The sequence below is a fragment of the Pseudomonas oryzihabitans genome, assembly GCF_001518815.1.
GTDB lineage: Bacteria > Pseudomonadota > Gammaproteobacteria > Pseudomonadales > Pseudomonadaceae > Chryseomonas > Chryseomonas oryzihabitans_E.
Window position 1 is genome coordinate 1,422,593 of sequence record NZ_CP013987.1, and the last position, 17,874, is coordinate 1,440,466.

The following is a 17,874-nucleotide window of genomic DNA, read 5'->3' on the forward strand; positions in this document are numbered from 1 at the left end:
CGTCCTGCCGTGCTCGGAGTGACTTCGCTGCGGCAGCTGACTTCTGTGTAATTGTCTATACAAAGCGAAGATGGCGCTTCCCTGCGGTAGCTCCCCCGATTCCTCATGACTGAGCTCGATTGGGTAGAGAAACAGGGCTGAAGATTGCCTCTGCTTGACGATTATCTGTCTCTCGATTAAATGTATATACATTAATCGGAGAGACCTTTTATGTCCGCCATCGCTCCCCAACCGCTGCTCTGGCGTAACGTCACCCTGTTCGATGGCATGCAGACTTGGCCCACGCCCATGGCGGTACGGGTGGAGGGCGAGCGCATCACGGGGCTTTGGAAAGAAGCCGACTTTCACGCTGAGCAGGGCGAAGGTGCCGAGGTCGTGGGGCAGGGCGGGGTGCTGACGCCCGGGCTGGTGGATTGCCATACGCATCTGGTCTACGCCGGCCAGCGCGCCGGGGAATTCGAGCAGCGTCTGGAAGGCGCCAGCTACGCCGAAATCGCCCGCGCGGGTGGCGGCATCCTGGGTACCGTGCACGCCACCCGGGCGGCCAGCGAGGCGGAACTCTTCGCCTTGAGCTTGCCGCGCTTGCAGGCCCTGGCCGACGAGGGTGTCACCACCGTGGAGATCAAGTCCGGCTACGGCCTGACGGTGGCCGACGAACTCAAGTTGCTGCGTGTCGCTCGCCGGTTGGGTGAGGCGCTACCAGTCCGGGTGATGACCACGCTGCTGGGCGCCCATGCCGTGCCACCGGAATTCCAGGGCGATGCCGATGGCTACGTCGATCTGGTCTGCCAGGAGATGATCCCCGCCGCAGTGGCTGAGGGTCTGGCCGATGCGGTGGACGTCTTCTGCGAGGGGATCGCCTTTTCGCCGGCCCAATGCGAGCGGGTCTTCCAGGCAGCACGGGCGCACGGCCTGCCGATCAAGGCCCATGCCGAGCAGCTGTCCAATCTGGGCGGCAGTGCCCTGGCCGCGAGCCTGGGCGCCCTGTCGGCGGATCATGTTGAGTACCTCGACGAAGCCGGCGTGCGCGCCATGGCAGCAGCCGGTACCGTCGCCGTGCTCCTGCCCGGTGCCTTCCTGATGCTAAGCGAAACCCAGCAGCCACCGGTGGAGCTGCTACGCCGGCACGGGGTGCCCATGGCCCTGGCCAGTGACGCCAATCCCGGCACCTCGCCGCTCTATCTGCCCACCCTGATCGCGCATCTGGGCTGCACCCTGTTTCGCCTCACGCCACGCGAGGCCCTGGCCGGCATGACCGCCCATGCCGCCCAGGCCCTGGGGCGCCCGGAGTTGGGCCGTATCCAGGTGGGCGCCCCGGCGGATCTCTGCCTGTGGGACGTCGGTCAGCCGGCCGAGCTGGCCTATGAGGTACGCCCCGGCCGTTTGCGGCAGCGTGTCTTCGCCGGGGAGGTGCAGCATGTTCGCTGATCGTCAGACGTTGGAACTCTGGAGCGGTCGTACCGATCCGGAAGCCGACGCCTTGCGCTGGCACCAGTGCATCCAGCCGCTGACCGTGAACAGCGCGCCGGGTATGGCGCTGCTGGGTTTCGCCTGTGACGAGGGCGTAAGGCGCAATCAGGGTCGCGTGGGCGCCGCCGAAGGCCCCACCGCAATGAGACGCGCCCTGGCCAATGTCGCCTGGCAGCGCCAGGGGGCGGCCTATGACGCCGGTGACATCCGCTGCGCCGACGGTGATCTGGAAGGCGCCCAGCAGCGCCTGGCCGAGGGCGTATGCCTCTTGCTGGACGCCGGCCACCTGCCGCTGGTGATGGGGGGCGGCCATGAGGTGGCCTGGGCCGATTGGTCGGGACTGGCGCTGCACCTGGCCAAGACCTTGCCCAAGCCGCGCATCGGTATCATCAACTTCGACGCCCATCTGGACCTGCGCGATCCGGTGCAGGGCCCTACCTCCGGTACGCCCTTCACCCAAATCGCCGCCCACTGCGCCACCCACGGCTGGCCCTTCCACTACGCCTGCCTGGGACTGAGTCTGGCCGCCAATACCCGCACCCTGCTCAGGCGAGCCACCGAGCTGGACGTGCTGATCCGCGAAGACCACGAAATCCGCGAGGGTAGCCTGGAGCGGATCGGCGCCGAGCTGGACGCCTTCGCCGCTGGCTGCGATGCCCTTTATTTGACCTTCGACCTGGATGTGCTACCGGCGGGCGAGGCACCCGGGGTCAGCGCCCCCGCCGCTCATGGCGTCAACCTCGTACTGCTGGAACCCCTGATCCGCCGGCTCAAGGCCAGCGGCAAGTTGCGCCTGGCCGATGTGGCCGAACTCAATCCCGCACTCGACCAGGACGGCCGCACGGCCCGGATCGCGGCGCGGCTGATCCATACCCTGGCCCTGGATCTCCAGACCGGCTCCGAACAACAAGAGAGGAAGACCGCATGACCCGTTTTCGTGAAGGCGAGATCCGCGCCCCCCGCGGCACCCAGCTCACTGCCAAGAGCTGGCTGACCGAAGCGCCGTTGCGCATGCTGATGAACAATCTCGATCCCGCGGTCGCGGAAAATCCCGAGGAGCTGGTGGTCTACGGTGGCATCGGCCGGGCAGCGCGCAATTGGGAAAGCTACGACCGCATCGTCGCCACCCTCAAGGAACTGGGCGACGACGAGACCCTGCTGGTGCAGTCGGGCAAGCCGGTCGGGGTGTTCAAGACCCACGCCGATGCCCCGCGGGTGCTGATCGCCAACTCCAACCTGGTACCGCACTGGGCCAGCTGGGAGCATTTCAACGAACTGGATGCCAAGGGCCTGGCCATGTACGGCCAGATGACCGCCGGCAGCTGGATCTACATCGGCAGCCAGGGCATCGTCCAGGGCACCTACGAGACCTTCGTCGAGGCCGGCCGCCAGCACTATCAGGGTGATCTGCGCGGCCGCTGGGTGCTCACTGCGGGCCTCGGTGGCATGGGCGGCGCCCAGCCGCTGGCCGCGACCCTGGCCGGCGCCTGCTCGCTGAACATCGAGTGCCAGCAGAGCCGCATCGATTTCCGCCTCAAGACCCGCTACGTGGACGAACAGGCCAGCGACCTGGACGACGCCCTGGCGCGCATCGCCCGGCATACCGCCGCCGGGGCCGCGGTTTCCATCGCCCTGCTGGGCAACGCCGCCGAGATTCTCCCCGAGCTGGTCCGCCGCGGCGTGCGTCCTGACATGGTGACCGACCAGACCAGCGCCCACGACCCGCTCAACGGCTACCTGCCGGCTGGCTGGAGCTGGGCCGAATACCGGGATCGTGCAGCTACCGATCCGGCTGGGATGGTCGCCGCGGCCAAGCAGTCGATGGCCGTGCACGTCCAGGCCATGCTGGCCTTCCAGCGCCAGGGCATCCCGACCTTCGACTACGGCAACAACATCCGCCAGATGGCCCAGGACGCCGGCGTCGCCGATGCCTTCGCCTTCCCGAGTTTCGTCCCGGCCTATATCCGGCCGCTGTTCTGCCGCGGCATCGGTCCCTTCCGCTGGGCGGCGCTGTCCGGTGATCCCGAGGACATCTACCGCACCGACGCCAAGGTCAAGGAGCTGATCCCCGACGATGCCCACCTGCACCGCTGGCTGGACATGGCCCGTGAACGCATCGCCTTCCAGGGCTTGCCGGCACGCATCTGCTGGGTTGGCCTGGGCCAGCGGGCCAAGCTGGGCCTGGCGTTCAACGAGATGGTGCGCAGCGGCGAACTCAAGGCGCCCGTCGTCATTGGTCGCGACCACCTGGACTCCGGCTCGGTGGCCAGCCCCAACCGCGAGACCGAGGCCATGCAGGACGGCTCCGATGCCGTCTCCGACTGGCCGCTGCTCAATGCCCTGCTCAATACCGCCAGCGGCGCCACCTGGGTCTCGCTGCACCATGGCGGCGGGGTAGGGATGGGCTTTTCCCAGCACTCCGGCATGGTCATCGTCTGCGACGGTACCGATGCCGCCGCGGCGCGCATCGCCCGGGTCCTGCACAACGACCCGGCCACCGGGGTGATGCGCCATGCCGATGCCGGCTACGAGATCGCCATCGAATGCGCCCGCGAGCAGGGCCTGAATCTGCCCATGATCAAGAGTTGAGCGTCCTGACGCCGGTGGTAGCACCGGCGTCCCGTTCCCGACAACAACAAGAGCGCCGACCTTCGGCGCCGTGGAGCGCGAACCATGCCCAAGGCCAACACCCCCCTGATCGAGCGGCGCTCGATCGACTTCATTCCCAAGACCGAGCGGCACGGTCGGCTCTACAGCCAGTTCACCCTCTGGCTGGGCGCCAACCTGCAGATCACCGCCATCGTCACCGGTGCCCTCGCCGTAGTGCTGGGGGGTGATGTCTTCTGGTCGTTGATCGGGCTGTTCATCGGCCAGTTGCTGGGCGGTGGGGTAATGGCGCTGCATGCCGTCCAGGGCCCCCGGCTCGGCCTGCCGCAGATGATCTCCAGCCGGGTGCAGTTCGGCGTCTATGGCGCGGCGATTCCCATCGTGCTGGTGTGCCTGATGTACCTGGGCTTCACCGCCACGGGCACCGTGCTGTCCGGCCAGGCGATCGCCCAGCTGGCCGGCATCAGCGACAGTGCCGGCATCCTGGTCTTCGCCACCTGCATCGTGGTGGCCACGGTCCTCGGCTACCGGGTGATCCACTGGGTCGGTCGACTGGCCAGCGTCCTAGGCATCCTCGCCTTCTGCTACCTGTTCGCCCGGCTGATCAGCCTGGGCGACCTGGGCGCCTTGCTGCAGATCCGCCACTTCAGCTGGGCGTCCTTTCTACTGGCCGTGTCCCTGGCCGCTTCCTGGCAGATCGCCTATGGCCCCTATGTGGCGGACTATTCCCGTTATCTGCCGAGCGCTACTTCGAGCTGGAAAACCTTTGCCGCCGTGGGGGCCGGTTCGATACTCGGCGCCCAGGCGGCCATGATCCTCGGCGTGCTGGCTGCAGCCCTGGCGAACGGCCAGTTCGCCGGGCGCGAGGTGGCCTATATCGTCGGCCTTGGCGGCAGTGGTGTGACCGCGGCGCTGCTGTACTTCAGCATCGCCTTCGGCAAGATCACCATCTCCACGCTCAATTCCTATGGCAGCTTCATGTGCATCGCCACGGTGATCAGTGGCTTTCGCGGTCATCTGGAGGTGTCGCGGCTCCAGCGGCTGTTCTTCGTGCTCGCCATCGTCGGCGCCGCCACCCTGGTGGCGCTGCTTGGCCAGCGGGAATTCCTCGGCGCCTTCAAGTCCTTCATCCTCTTCCTGCTGACCTTCTTCACGCCCTGGAGCGCGGTCAACCTGGTGGACTACTACGCCGTCAACCACGGCCGCTACGACCTGGCCGCCCTGGCTGATCCTGACGGGCGCTACGGTCGCTGGAATCGGGCCGGCCTGCTCGCCTACGGCGTCGGGGTGCTGATCCAGCTGCCGTTCCTCTCGACCAAACTCTACACCGGCCCGCTGGTGGCGCATCTGGGCGGCGTGGACATCTCCTGGATCATCGGCCTGCTGGTGCCGGCGGTCCTCTACTACCTGCTGGCCCGTCGCCAACCACTGCCGAACACGCGCCCGGCGGCAATCTGAATTTCTCGATCAACGCCGACACCTGCGGTGTGCGGCTCTGGAGTCCTAGATGAACACCCTGACCCTGAAACCCGGCACCCTCGATCTGGCCCAGCTGCGCCAGGCCTACCAGCAGCCACTGCGCGTCGAGCTGGATCCAGCGGCCTATGCGGCCATAGACGCCAGTGTGGCCTGCGTGGAAAACATCCTGGCCGAAGGCCGGACTGCCTATGGCATCAACACCGGTTTTGGTCTGCTGGCCTCGACACGGATCGCGCCGGCGGATCTCGAAAAGCTGCAGCGCTCCCTGGTCCTGTCCCATGCCGCTGGCGTCGGTGAGGCGCTGGACGACGATCTGGTGCGGCTGATCATGCTGCTCAAGGTCAACAGCCTGGCCCGTGGCTTTTCCGCCATCCGCCGCCAGGTCATCGAAGCCCTGATCGGCCTGATCAACGCCGAGGTCTATCCGCATATCCCGCTCAAGGGCTCGGTGGGCGCCTCGGGTGACCTGGCGCCGCTGGCGCACATGTCGCTGGTGCTGATCGGCGAGAGCAAGGCGCGTTACCAGGGCCAGTGGCTGCCGGCCCGCGAGGCGCTGGCGGTGGCGGGTCTCGAACCCCTGACTCTGGCGGCCAAGGAGGGCTTGGCGCTGCTCAATGGCACCCAGGTGTCCACCGCCTATGCCTTGCGCGGATTGTTCGAGGGGGAAGACCTGTTCGCCGCGGCCACCGTCTGTGGCGGCTTGAGCGTCGAGGCCATGCTCGGTTCCCGGGCGCCCTTCGATGCGCGCATCCATGCCGCACGGGGCCAGCGCGGCCAGATCGACGTGGCAGCGGCCTATCGCGAACTGCTCACCGCCAGCAGCGAGGTGTCCCGCTCCCACGCCAATTGCGACAAGGTCCAGGATCCCTATTCGCTGCGCTGCCAGCCCCAGGTGATGGGTGCCTGCCTGACCCAGCTGCGCCAGGCGGCCGAGGTATTGGAGGTCGAAGCCAACGCCGTGTCCGACAACCCCCTGGTATTCGCCGAGGAAGGTGATGTCATCTCCGGCGGCAACTTCCACGCCGAGCCGGTGGCCATGGCCGCCGACAATCTGGCCCTGGCGCTGGCCGAGATTGGCGCCCTGTCGGAGCGGCGCACCTCGCTGATGATGGATAGGCACATGTCCCAGCTGCCGCCCTTCCTGGTGGAGAACGGCGGGGTCAATTCCGGTTTCATGATAGCCCAGGTCACCGCGGCGGCCCTGGCCAGCGACAACAAGGCGCTGGCCCATCCGGCCAGCGTCGACAGCCTGCCCACCTCGGCCAACCAGGAAGACCACGTGTCCATGGCGCCCAACGCCGGCAAGCGCCTGTGGGCCATGGCCGAGAATGTGCGTGGCATCCTCGCCATCGAGTGGCTGGGCGCCTGCCAGGGCCTGGATTTCCGTCACGGCCTGAAGAGTTCGGAGCGACTGGAAAGGGCGCGCAGCATCCTGCGCGAGCGGGTGCCCTACTATCAGGAAGACCGCTTCTTCGCCCCGGACATCGAGGCCGCCAGCGCTCTGCTGGCCAGCGGCTGCCTGAACGCGCTGGTCACGCCGCGGCTGCTGCCCAGTCTTTGAGGCACACGCGGTCCGGCAGCCAGAAGGCCAGACCGCGCGTTATCATCGGCTTCCCATTTTCCGGCCTGGAGTTCGCGTGAGCAGCACGACACCCCCGCGCTACAAGGTGATCGAGGACTTCCTGCTCGAACGCATCCAGGGTGGTGCCTATCCGGTGCATCACCAGATCCCCACCGAAGAACAGCTGGCGCGGGATTTCGCCGTCAGCCGCATGACCGCCAACAAGGCCATCACCCGCCTGGTGCAGCAGGGCTACCTGATGCGCCAGGCGGGGCTGGGCACCTTCGTCATCGAGCGCAAGGCCGAATCCTCGCTGCACGAGGTGATGAACATCGCTGCCGAGGTACGCGCCCGGGGGCACCAGTATTCCAACGAGGTGCTGCGCAGCGAGGCCGTCGCCGCCGATGACGAGGTGGCCCTGCGCCTGGGGCTGCGGATCGGCAGCCAGGTTTTTCACAGCATCCTGGTACACCGCGAGGATGGCGTGCCCATCCAGCTGGAAGACCGCTACGTCAATCCGCGCTGGGTGCCGCATTATCTGGAGAGTGACTTCAGTCGCCAGACGCCCAATGAGGTGCTGGTAGCCAGCTGTCCGATCAGTGATGTGGAGCATATCGTCGAGGCGGTGCTGGCTAACGCCCAGACGGCGCGCTGGTTGGAGATCACCGAGGGGGCGGCTTGCCTGTCGATGATCCGCCGCACCTGGTCGGACGAACACCTGGTCAGCTATGTACGGCTGCTGCATCCGGGGGACAGGTACAAGTTGAGTTCGACGACCCGGCACCGTTGAGGGGCGAGAGTGGGGAGGGGTGTTGGGCTTCGCTGCGCTCAGCCCAACCTACGAGACTGTTCGCACGCGCCGATTTGCCCCCTCTCCCCTTAAGAGAGGGTTGGGGTGAGGGTAGCCCCTGCAGCCAGCGATCAGAGCTTGCTCACCAGCGCCACGGCGTCCTGTTTGGCCTGGTCGCGCGAAGCCTGATCGACCTCGGCACCGAACAGAGTCTTTTCCACCACCACGGTGTGCATCCGGTCGATGCCGACCATCTCGCACCAGGTGCGCAGATAGGACTCTTGGTGCTCCTGGCGATCCAGGGCCGCACCGCGGGCGGCGATCACCAGTGCCTGGCGGCCGCCGAGCAGGCCATTGAGGCCGCGGTCGTCGAAGGTGAACAGCAGGTCTTTCTGGCTGACCACGTCGAACAGCTGCTTGAGCTTGTAGGGGATGCCGAAATTCCAGCAGGGCACGCCGAACACCAGCACATCCGCCGCCTTGAAGCGCTGCGCCAGCGCCTTGGCGACCGTCCAGGCGTACGCCTGCTCGGCGCTCAGGGACTCGCCCTGGATGCCGGCGTACTTGGCGTCGAGAATGGGACCGTCGAATTCCGGCAGGTCGCAGTGCCAGACATCCAGGGTGTCCACCTCGGCATCTGGATGCCTGTCCTGCCAGGCCTGGATAAAGGCGTTGGCGACGTCCAGGGAGGCGGAGCGATCCTGGCGGGGCGAACCTATCACGTGCAGCAGTCGGGGCATGGGCAGATCCTCGCTCGATGGGGATTGCGATAACTATAAGCGTCTCGCTGGAGCGTGCCAGCCTCGAATGGGGTGTGCCGATGGATGGTCTGGGGGGCGGTTCCTGGAGTGACAATTGGTGTTGGGCGGGCCCTTATCCCAGCCCTCTCCCGGAGGGAGAGGGGCCGCCTGGCGCGGGCGGGAGGCTGCACTCCACGCGTTCGGGATGGCCCAGGTGGAAAACGCTGCGCGGTTTTCCACGCTACGGCTGCGATTGGGGACGGGCCCTCACCCCAGCCCTCTCCCAGAGGGAGAGGGGGCGGATTGGTGTGAGCGGGAGGCTGCGCTCCACGTGTGCGGCATGGGCACAGGTGGAAAACGCTGCGCGGTTTTCCACGCTACGGCTAGGTGAGGAGGTAGCTACGTAGGTTGGGCTAAGCGCAGCGAAGCCCAACGACTACCCCATCGTCCCATCAAGCCGAACCGGCCTCGGTGCGCAGCGCCGGACCGCGTAGGCCGAGCAGGGTGTCCAGCAGCAGGAACAGCAGCAGGCTGCCACCCAGCACCGGCAGGCACAGGCCGAGCAGAACGGCCGTCACGGGCACCAGCAAACGGGGCAGCGGCGAGAGCTGACGCCAGAGGGCGATCAGACCGGGTTGCGCCGGATCGCGGGTGGGACGGCGGCGCCACCAGAGCAGGTAGCCCCAGACGGTCATCACCAGCAGCCCCAGGGCGATGGCCACCAGCACCAGCTGGTTGGCCAGGCCGAACAGCACGCCCATGTGGGCATCGATGCCCCAGCGGGTCAGCTTGGCTGGCAGCGAGTACTGGGCGAAGCGCACCTGATCCACCACTTTCAGGCTGGTCGGATCGACGGAGACGGCGTCCACCCGGGTCGGCCAGCGGCGATCGATTTCGCTGACCGTCCAGGCCTTGTCGGTGCTACGAGCCGGACGGATCTCCAGCTTGCCGGCGTCGATACCGGCCGCACGGGCACTGGCCAGCACCTGGTCGAAGGTGGTCGGATCCAGCGACGGCGCCTTGGCCATGTGCATGGCGCCATGGCCGTGGTGCTCAGCATGCTCGTCGTGGGCCATGGCCGGGGCCGGGGCGCTGCCCAGGGCGGTCTTCACGCTGGGGGTGGACCACCCGTAGTGGGCGCGCAGCACGCCGATGTTGTCGCCGGCGAAGCGCGACCAGGTCAGGCCGGTGGCGGACAGGAACAGCAGCCCGCCCAGCAGCCAGACACCGGTGCTGGCGTGCAGGCCGCGCAGCCCTCGGGCCGGACGGCGTCGGCGGCGGCGCACCAGCCAGAGCGTCAGGCCGCCGAGGGCGGCGACCCATAGCCAGGAGGCGGCCAGTTCGCTGTAGAGACGTCCGGGCTCACCCAGCAGCAGGCTGCGGTGGAACTGATCGATGGCGGTGCGCAGTGGCAGGATGCCGCTGGTGCCATAGACGGTCAGGTCGCCACGAATGGCGCCGGTGACCGGATCGACGAAGAGGGCGCGATGGGCCGATTCGCCCAGGGACGGATCGTTGAACATCACCCGGGTGGTGTCGCCCACCGCCGGGGCCGGACGCACGGCGCCCAGGCTCAAGGCCGGGCCCGCCACCGCCTGGGCAGCACGGATCTGCTCGGCCAGCGGCAGCGTCTCACCGCGACTGGGGGTGTGCAGGGCCTCGGCATAGAGGCGTGCTTCGAGTTGCGGCGTCAGGGCATAGAGCAGGCCGCTGGCGGCGGCCACCAGCAGGAAGGGGCCGACGAAAAGGCCAATCAGGAAATGCAGCCGCGCCAGCAGTTGCAGCAGCGGCCCCGGCGTCTTGGCGGCCGGAGCGGAGGGGTGCGAAGTCATAGCGTTCACCACGGGTCGGCACGCGGCCAGCCGTTGGCCGCGTGCGGGATTACGAAAAAAGAGCACAGCAGTTTTCGTAGCCGGGGCGTCAGGGGGCCTGGGGGTGAAGCGCGGAGCGATAGGCCCGTGGTGGGGGCGGCAGGGCGCTCTGGTAGCGGCGGCGATGGGGATCGCCGGGCCGCAGCAGCCATTGCAGGGCGATGGCCAGCAGGGTGGCCAGGAACAGGGTGGCGGCAAAGACGCAATCGCCGGTGGGCGAGAGCGTGGTGATGCTGCCACCCGGCAGGCCGGCGTGCATGCCGGCCATGTCGTCCTGGGCCGCCTGTGACTGGGCGCCCTGGTGGTGCTCGTGCACCTGCGTGGAGAGGGGCGAGGCCGGCAGGGTAAGGCGCGCCAGCATCTGACCGTGGCCCAGGGCGCAGACGAGTCCGTTCAACAGGATGCAGGCCAGCAGCATCCAGGCGAGCGAAGCGCGTGGGGAACGGACGGTTTTCATGGCAGGGGACTGTATCATCGTCGTAGGCAGCGCACAGCCCGGCGGGCGCCGCCCTGCGCCGAAATGTCGCGCCCCCGTGGGCCGCCCAGACCAGAAGAGACCATGAGCGAAGCGCCAATCATCACCCTGGATCGGATCATCTCAGCGGATGACGGGATAGCCACCTTTCTGCTGGCGAGCTATCGCGAGGTGTTCGCCAGCCGCGCCGATGCCGCGCCCGTGCCGAAGGATCTGCGTCTTTTCGCCGATCACTATGGCGTTGGCCAGGGCTGCCTGCTGATCGCTCGCGACGCCTCTGGCAAGCCCATCGGCAGCATCGCCTATCGGCCCTATGACCGGCGTTTTCCGCAGCTGGCCTATCCTGGCGAGCGGGTGGTCGAAGTGGTTCGCCTGTATGTCGCACCCCCCTACCGGCGCCAGGGCCTGGGGCGACGGCTGTTCGGCGCGCTGCTGGCACAGGCAGGGCGGGACGGCGTGGCGCGTCTCTACTTGCACACCCATCCCTTCCTGCCCGGTGCCGAGGCCTTCTGGCTTGGCCAGGGCTTTCGGGTCGTCGAACGGGAGTCGGCCTTGCCCTGGCAGACCATCCATCTGGATCGCCGGCTAAGGGACGCACGATAGCGGCTCAGGCGTCTGCCGGCCCTCGGCAGAGCAGATAGGTATCCATGATCCAGCCGTGCCGGGCACGGGCGGCGCTGCGGGTCTGGTGGATGGTCTCGGCCACCGCCTGCAGCGGTCCGGCGATGAGGATCTCGTCCGCCGTGCCCACATAGGCACCCCAGTAGATATGCAGGCCGGGCTCGTCCAGGCGGCGATAGGCTTCGTGGGCGTCGAGCATCACCACCAGGCTGTCGAGGTGGGCGGGAAAGCGCTCCAGGCGCCGGCCGGGAGTGATCTCCAGCGCCTGGCCGATGCGATTGAGCGGCACCCGATGACGGGCGGCCAGGGCCTGGACACTGGAAATCCCGGGGATCACCTCGTAGTCGAAAGCCAGGCCCTCACGCCGGAGGGCGGCGAGGATGCGCAGGGTGCTGTCGTACAGCGCCGGATCGCCCCACACCAGGAAGGCACCGCAGTCGTCCGGCCCCAGTTCCTCCTCGATCATCCGCGCCATCAGCCTCTGCTTGGCGGCGTTGAGGTCGTCCACCGCCCGGCGGTAGTCACCCTCGCGGCGGCGTTCGGGGATGGGCGCGCTGACGAAGCGATAGCCCGGCTCGCGGATGTGGCGGGCACAGATCGTTTCGCGCAGGTGGATCAGGCTGCCCTTCTCGGCGCCCTTGTCGAACAGGAAGAACACCCGGGCGCGATTCAGCGCCTTGATGGCCTGGAGGGTGAGGTGGTCGGGATCGCCGGCGCCTATGCCGATGACCAGCAGCGTTTTCATGGCGTCGTCTCAGCGCAGGTCGGGGGCTCCAGTGTAACCAGGGACGTGGCCTCGGGAGAGCCGTTCGCCATCGTCGGCCACGTTCTTCGCCAGCACCGGCAGGCCAGTCCAGGCGATGCCGATAGGGCAGTGCAGCAGCCAGTCCAAGGGGGCTTCAAGGCGAACGCCTGGTAAAGCCCACTCTGGGCCGGCTCACCGCCCTGCGCGACGGCGTGCGCCACGCTGCCGTCTGCCCGGCACCCCGCTACCTGAAGTGCCCGCCGTTCCAACGCCTGTTGGGTATCCGTCAGCGCCGCTCGGTTCAGGCGTCGAACAAGGGCCGCAAATAGGGCGCCGTGGGGCTGGCGGGATCCTCCGCCACTGCGCGCGGCGTGCCGCAGGCGACGATGCGGCCGCCCGCCGTGCCGGCGCCGGGACCGATGTCGATCAGCCAGTCGCTGCCGGCCACCACCTGCAGGTTGTGCTCCACCAGCACCACGGTATTGCCTTCGTCGACCAGGCCGTGCAGTTGGCGCATCAGCCGCTCCACGTCGGCCGGGTGCAGGCCGGTGGTGGGTTCGTCCAGCACATAGAGGGTAGTGCCACGGCTGGTGCGCTGTAGCTCGGTGGCCAGCTTGATGCGCTGGGCCTCGCCACCGGAGAGTTCGGTGGCCGGTTGACCCAGGCGCAGGTAGCCCAGGCCGATGTCGACCAGCACCCGCAGCGCCCGCGCCACCGGGGCTTCCTCGGCGAAGAAGGCCAGGGCCTCGTCCACCGTCAGGCCCAGGACCTCGGCGATGGTCTTGCCTTGCCAGCGCACCTCCAGGGTCTCGGGGTTGTAGCGCGCGCCCTGGCAGGTGGGGCAGGCGGCGTAGACGCTGGGCATGAACAGCAGTTCGACGCTGACGAAGCCCTCGCCTTCGCAGGTCGGGCAGCGGCCCTTGGCGACGTTGAAGGAGAAGCGCCCGGCATCGAAGCCGCGTTCCTGGGCCTCGGGGGTGGCGGCGAACAGCTTGCGCACCCCGTCGAACAGGCCGGTGTAGGTCGCGAGGTTGGAGCGTGGCGTGCGGCCGATGGGCTTCTGGTCCACTGGCACGAGGCGACGGATGCCACCGAGGCCGCCGACCACCTGGCCGGTGGTGGCGGGCAGGGCGTCGCCGTCCAGTTCCGGCGCTTCGTCCCCGTCCTCGGCGGCGCGCTGGCCCAGTTCGGCGCCTACCAGCTCCAGCAGCGCCTGGCTGACCAGGCTGGACTTGCCCGAACCGGAGACGCCGGTCACCGCGGTCAGGCAGCCCAGCGGAAAGGCGGCGTCCAGCCCCTGCAGATTGTTGCGGGTGACCCCGGCCAGGCGCAGCCAGCCCTGGGGCTCGCGGGGTGGTCGGGTCTCGCGTTGCGGCGCGGCGAACAGGTAGCGCGCCGTCACCGACTCCGCGACCTCGGCCAGACCCGCGGGGGGACCGCTGTAGAGCACCCGGCCACCGCCTTCGCCGGCCGCGGGGCCGACATCCACCAGCCAGTCGGCACGCTTCATGGTGGCCAGGTCGTGCTCCACCACGAACAGCGAATTGCCCTGGGCCTTGAGGCCGTCGAGGGCTTCCAGCAGGGACTCGCCATCGGCCGGATGCAGGCCAGCGGAAGGCTCGTCCAGCACATAGACCACGCCGAACAGCTGGGACACCAGCTGTGTGGCCAGCCGCAGGCGCTGCAATTCACCGGAGGAAAGAGTAGTGGTGCTGCGCTCCAAGGCTAGATAACCAAGGCCCAGGCGGGTAAGGGTCTGCAGCCGTTCCAGCAATTCGGTGGCCATGCGCTGGGCGGCCAGGCGTTTCTCCGGCGAGAGATCGGGGGTACGGCGCACGTCCGGGGCACTGGCGTGATCGCTGCCGCCAGCGGCCTTGCGCCGGGCGCGATCCTGCTTACCGGCCTTGGCGTCCAGCACGCCCCTGTCCTGGGTGTCGTCGAAATTCCCCGCGGCCACCCGGCGCAGCAGCACGCTCAGGTCATCCAGCGGCAGCCGCGACAACTCGCCGATGTCCAGGCCGGCGAAGGTCACCGAGAGCGCCGCCCGGGTCAGGCGCTTGCCGTGGCACAGCGGGCAGGTCTGGCCAATCATGAAGCGCGCCGCGCGCTGCTTCATCTTGGCGCTCTGGGAATTGGCGAAGGTGTGCAGCACATGGCGCCGCGCCCCGGTGTAGGTGCCCTGGTAGCTGGGCTCGGCCTTGCGTTTGAGCGCGGCGCGGGCCTGTTCGGGGGTGAGGCCGGCATAGACCGGGACGGTGGGCTGCTCCTCGGTGAAAAGGATCCAGTCGCGCTGCTTCTGCGGCAGGTCGCGCCAGGGAATGTCGACGTCATAGCCCAGGGTGACCAGGATATCGCGCAGATTCTGCCCGCCCCAGGCGGTGGGCCAGGCGGCGATGGCGCGCTGGCGGATGGTCAGCGAGGGGTCCGGCACCATGGAGGCTTCCGTCACCTCGTAGACCCGGCCCAGGCCGTGGCACTCGGGGCAGGCGCCCTGGGGCGTGTTGGGCGAGAAATCCTCGGCATAGAGCATCGGCTGGTCGGCAGGGTAGCGACCGGCGCGGGAATAGAGCATCCGCACCAGGCTGGAAAGCCCGGTCACGCTGCCCATGGACGAACGACTGTTGGGCTGGCCGCGCTGCTGTTGCAGGGCCACCGCCGGCGGCAGGCCTTCGATGGCCTCCACCTGGGGCACCCCCACCTGGTCGATCAGCCGTCGGGCATAGGGCGCCACCGATTCGAAGTAGCGGCGCTGGGCCTCGGCATAGAGGGTGCCGAAGGCCAGCGACGACTTGCCCGAGCCGGATACCCCGGTGAACACCACCAGGGCATCGCGGGGGATATCCACGTCGACGTTCTTCAGGTTGTGCTCGCGGGCACCGCGGACGGAGACGAAACCGGGACGGGGGGAGGAGGGCATGACGGGCGGAAACCTTGTCTGAGAGCGTGCAGATTCGGACCGCGGCACGGCGCAAAGGATCGCCGGGCGATACCGGACGACGGGACAGAGGTCTCATCGTCCGGTTGCCCAGGCTCAAGGTTGCAGCGGGCTCAGAAGGTGTAGCTGACCGACAGCGTCGCGTTGCGCGGCGCACCGTAGTTGCCGCTGGTGGCGTTGTTGTACAGCGACAGCAGGTATTTGCGGTCGGTGAGGTTGTTGAGATTGAGCTGGGTGCTCCAGTGTTCGTCGACGTCGTAGCTGCCCAGCAGATCCACCAGCGCATAGGCGTTCTGGTGGATGCGGCTGTTGTTGTCGTTCTCGATACCGCTCTGCCATCTCAGCCGCGCGCCGACCTTGGCCTGGGGCAAGCCCGGCAGGCGATAGGTCGCCAGGCCACGCAGACTGTGGCTGGGCACGAATTTGCGCGCCCGCTCGCCGTCCGCGTCGTCGATGCGCACATAGGTGTAGCCGGCCAGCAGGTCCAGGCCGGGCAGCGCCTCGCCGGAGACCTGCAGCTCCAGGCCATGGCTCCGGTAGTCGGTGGTGTCGTAGAGGGTACGCGAACCCGTGAGCACCGAGGTCGAGGCGACGTTGCGCTGCTCGGTCTTGAACACCGCGGCGGTGAGGCTCAGGCGATCGTCGAACAGGCCGCCCTTGATGCCGGCTTCCAGGCTCTTGCCCTCCAGCGGATCGAGCAGCCGACCATCCAGCCCAAAGCTGTATTGCGGGCTGAAGATCTTGGTCCAGCTGGCATAGAGACTCCACTGCGGACTCAGGTCGTAGACCAGACCGGTGTAGGGGGTGACTTCGCCATGGACGCGGGTGTAGTAATCGTCGCCATAGCTCAGGCCGCTGGCATCGGCGCTGAGCATCCGCGCGCCCACGATCCAGTGCAGATCGTCGATCAGGTTGAAGCGGGCACCGGCGAACAGGCTCTTCTGGCGATCGGTGAAGTCCTGGGTATGGCCGATATCGTCGGTGTATTGCAGCGACGGCTCGGGGACGCCGGCCAGGGAGCCGGAGAGGGTGGTGGGGTAGTAGCCGTCCTCGGCGAGGATCTTTTCGCGTAGCTTCTGGTGGGTCCGGCCGTAGCTGGCGCCCAGGGTGAGTTCGTGGTCACGGCCGAACAGCTGGAAGGGGCCGGACAGCCTGGCTTCGCCGATCAGTTGGTGCGCCTTGCTGGCGGAGTGGTCGCCGAAGGCGGTGGCATCATCGCCACTGACTCCGAAGAGGTAGTACATGTCGGCGTTCTGCCGCTCGGTGACGCCGGTCGCCGTGAGGGTACCCTGCCAGCCGTTGCCGAAGTCGTGGGTGAATTCGCCGAAGACACGCTGGGTGTCCAGATTCCAGTAGGTCCAGTCCTGGCCGACACTGGCGCTGCGACTGCCGTAGTGGAGGGGATTGCCGTCCACATCGGCCAGCGGCAGGTTGCCCCAGGAGCTGCCGTTGGCGTCGCTGTTGTGCTGGGAGAAGCCGAGGGTCAGGGTATCGGCGTCGCTGAGGTCGAAGGCCACCAGGCCGGCGGCAACGTTCTTTTCATGACCATAGCGATCCAGCCAGGAATTGCCCTTGTCGTGGGCGTAGATGAAGCGCCCGCGCACGTTGCCGGTCTCGGTCAAGGGCCCGGAGACATCGGCGTCCACCCGGCGGTTGTCCCAGGAACCGACGCTGGCGCCGAGCCTGGCCTGGAAGTCGGCGGTGGGCCGCTTGCGCACGAAGTTGACCGCCGCGGAGGGATTGCCGGTGCCACTCATCAGGCCATTGGCCCCGTGCAGGACGTCCACCTGCTCGTATTCGGCCAGGTCCTGGTCGCCCACCAGGGTGGTGCTGACGAAGGGCATGCCCATGCCGTCGTACTGGAAGCTGTTGATGTCGAAGCCGCGCGAGGTGAACTGGGTGCGGTCGGTCTCGGTTTGCTCGACGGTCACCGACGGGGCGGCACGCAGGGCTTCCTTGATGCTCTGCAGGCGGAAATCCTCGACCTGGTCGCGGGTCAGGGTGGTGATCGCCTGGGGTGTCTGCCGCTCGGTCAGGCCCAGGCGCGTGGTGCTGGTGCTGACCGGGCGCTGGTAGCCGACATCCGCGCCACCGCCCGTGGCGCTGGCCTGGATGGTGGTTTCGGGCATGGCCAGGGCGGCCTCGGCGCTGCCGGCTTCCAAGGCATAGATGCCGGCGCCACGTTCGCTCCAGCGATAGCCGCTGCCACGCAGCAGGCGCTCGAAACCCTGGTCGAGGGTATAGCGGCCCTGCAGTCCCGGACTGCTGCGCCCGGCCAGCGGCGCCGGATCGAATACCAGCTGGACCCCGGCGGTGGCAGCGAAACGGGCCAGCACCGCAGTCAGCGGACCGGCGGGAACCCGGTAGTCACGCACCTCCGCGGCGGCCAGGGCCGGCAGCGGCAGCAGGGCCAGTCCAGTAGCGGCCAGGGGCACGCCCTGCAGGGCGACGGCCAGGATCAGTGGGGTGAAGGCTCGGGTGCCGGGTTGCTGCCGGTGGATCTTTGCCATGTCGTGTTGCCGTCCTCTAGAGCGCGCCAGGCGCGGGCTGCCACCGCTCTCCATGAGGGCGTCTGCAGCT

The 17,874-nt window shown here is 67.9% G+C and carries 13 protein-coding genes; 7 read left to right on the top strand and 6 right to left on the bottom strand.

All coding sequences use genetic code 11. The features are described 5' to 3' along the window. The first annotated feature begins 210 nt into the window (after positions 1 to 210). From hutI to hutC, 6 genes are all read left to right on the top strand, one after another. Positions 211 to 1,428: an imidazolonepropionase gene (gene hutI, locus APT59_RS06390; RefSeq protein ID WP_059314089.1), complete on the top strand. Its 1,218-nt coding sequence runs from the start codon at positions 211 to 213 to the stop codon at positions 1,426 to 1,428. Next, positions 1,418 to 2,398: a formimidoylglutamase gene (gene hutG / locus APT59_RS06395; RefSeq protein WP_059314090.1), complete on the top strand. Its 981-nt coding sequence runs from the start codon at positions 1,418 to 1,420 to the stop codon at positions 2,396 to 2,398. The genes hutI and hutG overlap by 11 nt, the downstream gene beginning before the upstream one ends. After that, a complete protein-coding gene (gene hutU, locus APT59_RS06400) occupies positions 2,395 to 4,059 on the top strand; it encodes a urocanate hydratase (protein WP_059314091.1) in 1,665 nt (554 codons plus the stop codon). The genes hutG and hutU overlap by 4 nt, the downstream gene beginning before the upstream one ends. Positions 4,060 to 4,143: 84 nt before the next feature. Continuing rightward, entirely contained in the window at positions 4,144 to 5,535 is a 1,392-nt protein-coding gene (locus APT59_RS06405) for a purine-cytosine permease family protein (RefSeq protein WP_059314092.1), read from the top strand. A gap of 49 nt (positions 5,536 to 5,584) precedes the next feature. After that, positions 5,585 to 7,117, top strand: coding sequence for a histidine ammonia-lyase (hutH, locus tag APT59_RS06410; RefSeq protein WP_059314093.1), 1,533 nt, complete (start codon positions 5,585 to 5,587; stop codon positions 7,115 to 7,117). Between the two features lie 76 nt (positions 7,118 to 7,193). Next, positions 7,194 to 7,907, top strand: a complete 714-nt coding sequence (gene hutC, locus APT59_RS06415) for a histidine utilization repressor (RefSeq protein WP_059314094.1) — start codon at positions 7,194 to 7,196, stop codon at positions 7,905 to 7,907. A gap of 131 nt (positions 7,908 to 8,038) precedes the next feature. Here hutC and APT59_RS06420 read toward each other — a convergent pair whose 3' ends face one another. The 3 genes from APT59_RS06420 to APT59_RS06430 form a co-directional block, all read right to left on the bottom strand. Next, the gene (locus APT59_RS06420; protein WP_059314095.1) at positions 8,039 to 8,647 is read right to left on the bottom strand and encodes an FMN-dependent NADH-azoreductase; all 609 of its coding nucleotides are present in this window, start codon (positions 8,645 to 8,647) and stop codon (positions 8,039 to 8,041) included. A gap of 452 nt (positions 8,648 to 9,099) precedes the next feature. Next, positions 9,100 to 10,479 (bottom strand): PepSY-associated TM helix domain-containing protein, encoded by a 1,380-nt coding sequence (locus tag APT59_RS06425; RefSeq protein ID WP_059314096.1) that lies wholly within the window; start codon positions 10,477 to 10,479, stop codon positions 9,100 to 9,102. Positions 10,480 to 10,567: 88 nt separating this feature from the next. Then, entirely contained in the window at positions 10,568 to 10,975 is a 408-nt protein-coding gene (locus tag APT59_RS06430; RefSeq protein WP_059314097.1) for a hypothetical protein, read from the bottom strand. Positions 10,976 to 11,077: 102 nt separating this feature from the next. Here APT59_RS06430 and APT59_RS06435 point away from each other — a divergent pair, with 102 nt between their 5' ends. Beyond that, positions 11,078 to 11,596: a GNAT family N-acetyltransferase gene (locus APT59_RS06435; RefSeq protein ID WP_059314098.1), complete on the top strand. Its 519-nt coding sequence runs from the start codon at positions 11,078 to 11,080 to the stop codon at positions 11,594 to 11,596. 4 nt (positions 11,597 to 11,600) lie between these two features. Here the strand turns inward: APT59_RS06435 and cobF are convergent, their stop codons facing one another. From cobF to APT59_RS06450, 3 genes are all read right to left on the bottom strand, one after another. Continuing rightward, positions 11,601 to 12,359, bottom strand: a complete 759-nt coding sequence (cobF, locus tag APT59_RS06440) for a precorrin-6A synthase (deacetylating) (protein WP_059314099.1) — start codon at positions 12,357 to 12,359, stop codon at positions 11,601 to 11,603. Between the two features lie 301 nt (positions 12,360 to 12,660). After that, complete coding sequence (locus APT59_RS06445; protein WP_059314100.1) at positions 12,661 to 15,276, bottom strand: excinuclease ABC subunit UvrA; 2,616 nt, start codon at positions 15,274 to 15,276, stop codon at positions 12,661 to 12,663. Positions 15,277 to 15,407: 131 nt separating this feature from the next. Beyond that, a complete protein-coding gene (locus APT59_RS06450) occupies positions 15,408 to 17,804 on the bottom strand; it encodes a TonB-dependent siderophore receptor (RefSeq protein ID WP_059314101.1) in 2,397 nt (798 codons plus the stop codon). Positions 17,805 to 17,874: the final 70 nt, after the last annotated feature.

Excerpts from the sequence above, each read along its gene's own strand:
- hutI (WP_059314089.1), top strand. The coding sequence starts at position 211 with ATGTCCGCCATCGCTCCCCAACCGCTGCTCTGGCGTAACGTCACCCTG.
- hutG (WP_059314090.1), top strand. The coding sequence starts at position 1,418 with ATGTTCGCTGATCGTCAGACGTTGGAACTCTGGAGCGGTCGTACCGAT.
- hutU (WP_059314091.1), top strand. The coding sequence starts at position 2,395 with ATGACCCGTTTTCGTGAAGGCGAGATCCGCGCCCCCCGCGGCACCCAG.
- APT59_RS06405 (WP_059314092.1), top strand. The coding sequence starts at position 4,144 with ATGCCCAAGGCCAACACCCCCCTGATCGAGCGGCGCTCGATCGACTTC.
- hutH (WP_059314093.1), top strand. The coding sequence starts at position 5,585 with ATGAACACCCTGACCCTGAAACCCGGCACCCTCGATCTGGCCCAGCTG.
- APT59_RS06420 (WP_059314095.1), bottom strand. The coding sequence starts at position 8,647 with ATGCCCCGACTGCTGCACGTGATAGGTTCGCCCCGCCAGGATCGCTCC.
- APT59_RS06425 (WP_059314096.1), bottom strand. The coding sequence starts at position 10,479 with ATGACTTCGCACCCCTCCGCTCCGGCCGCCAAGACGCCGGGGCCGCTG.
- APT59_RS06430 (WP_059314097.1), bottom strand. The coding sequence starts at position 10,975 with ATGAAAACCGTCCGTTCCCCACGCGCTTCGCTCGCCTGGATGCTGCTG.
- APT59_RS06435 (WP_059314098.1), top strand. The coding sequence starts at position 11,078 with ATGAGCGAAGCGCCAATCATCACCCTGGATCGGATCATCTCAGCGGAT.
- cobF (WP_059314099.1), bottom strand. The coding sequence starts at position 12,359 with ATGAAAACGCTGCTGGTCATCGGCATAGGCGCCGGCGATCCCGACCAC.
- APT59_RS06445 (WP_059314100.1), bottom strand. The coding sequence starts at position 15,276 with ATGCCCTCCTCCCCCCGTCCCGGTTTCGTCTCCGTCCGCGGTGCCCGC.
- APT59_RS06450 (WP_059314101.1), bottom strand. The coding sequence starts at position 17,804 with ATGGCAAAGATCCACCGGCAGCAACCCGGCACCCGAGCCTTCACCCCA.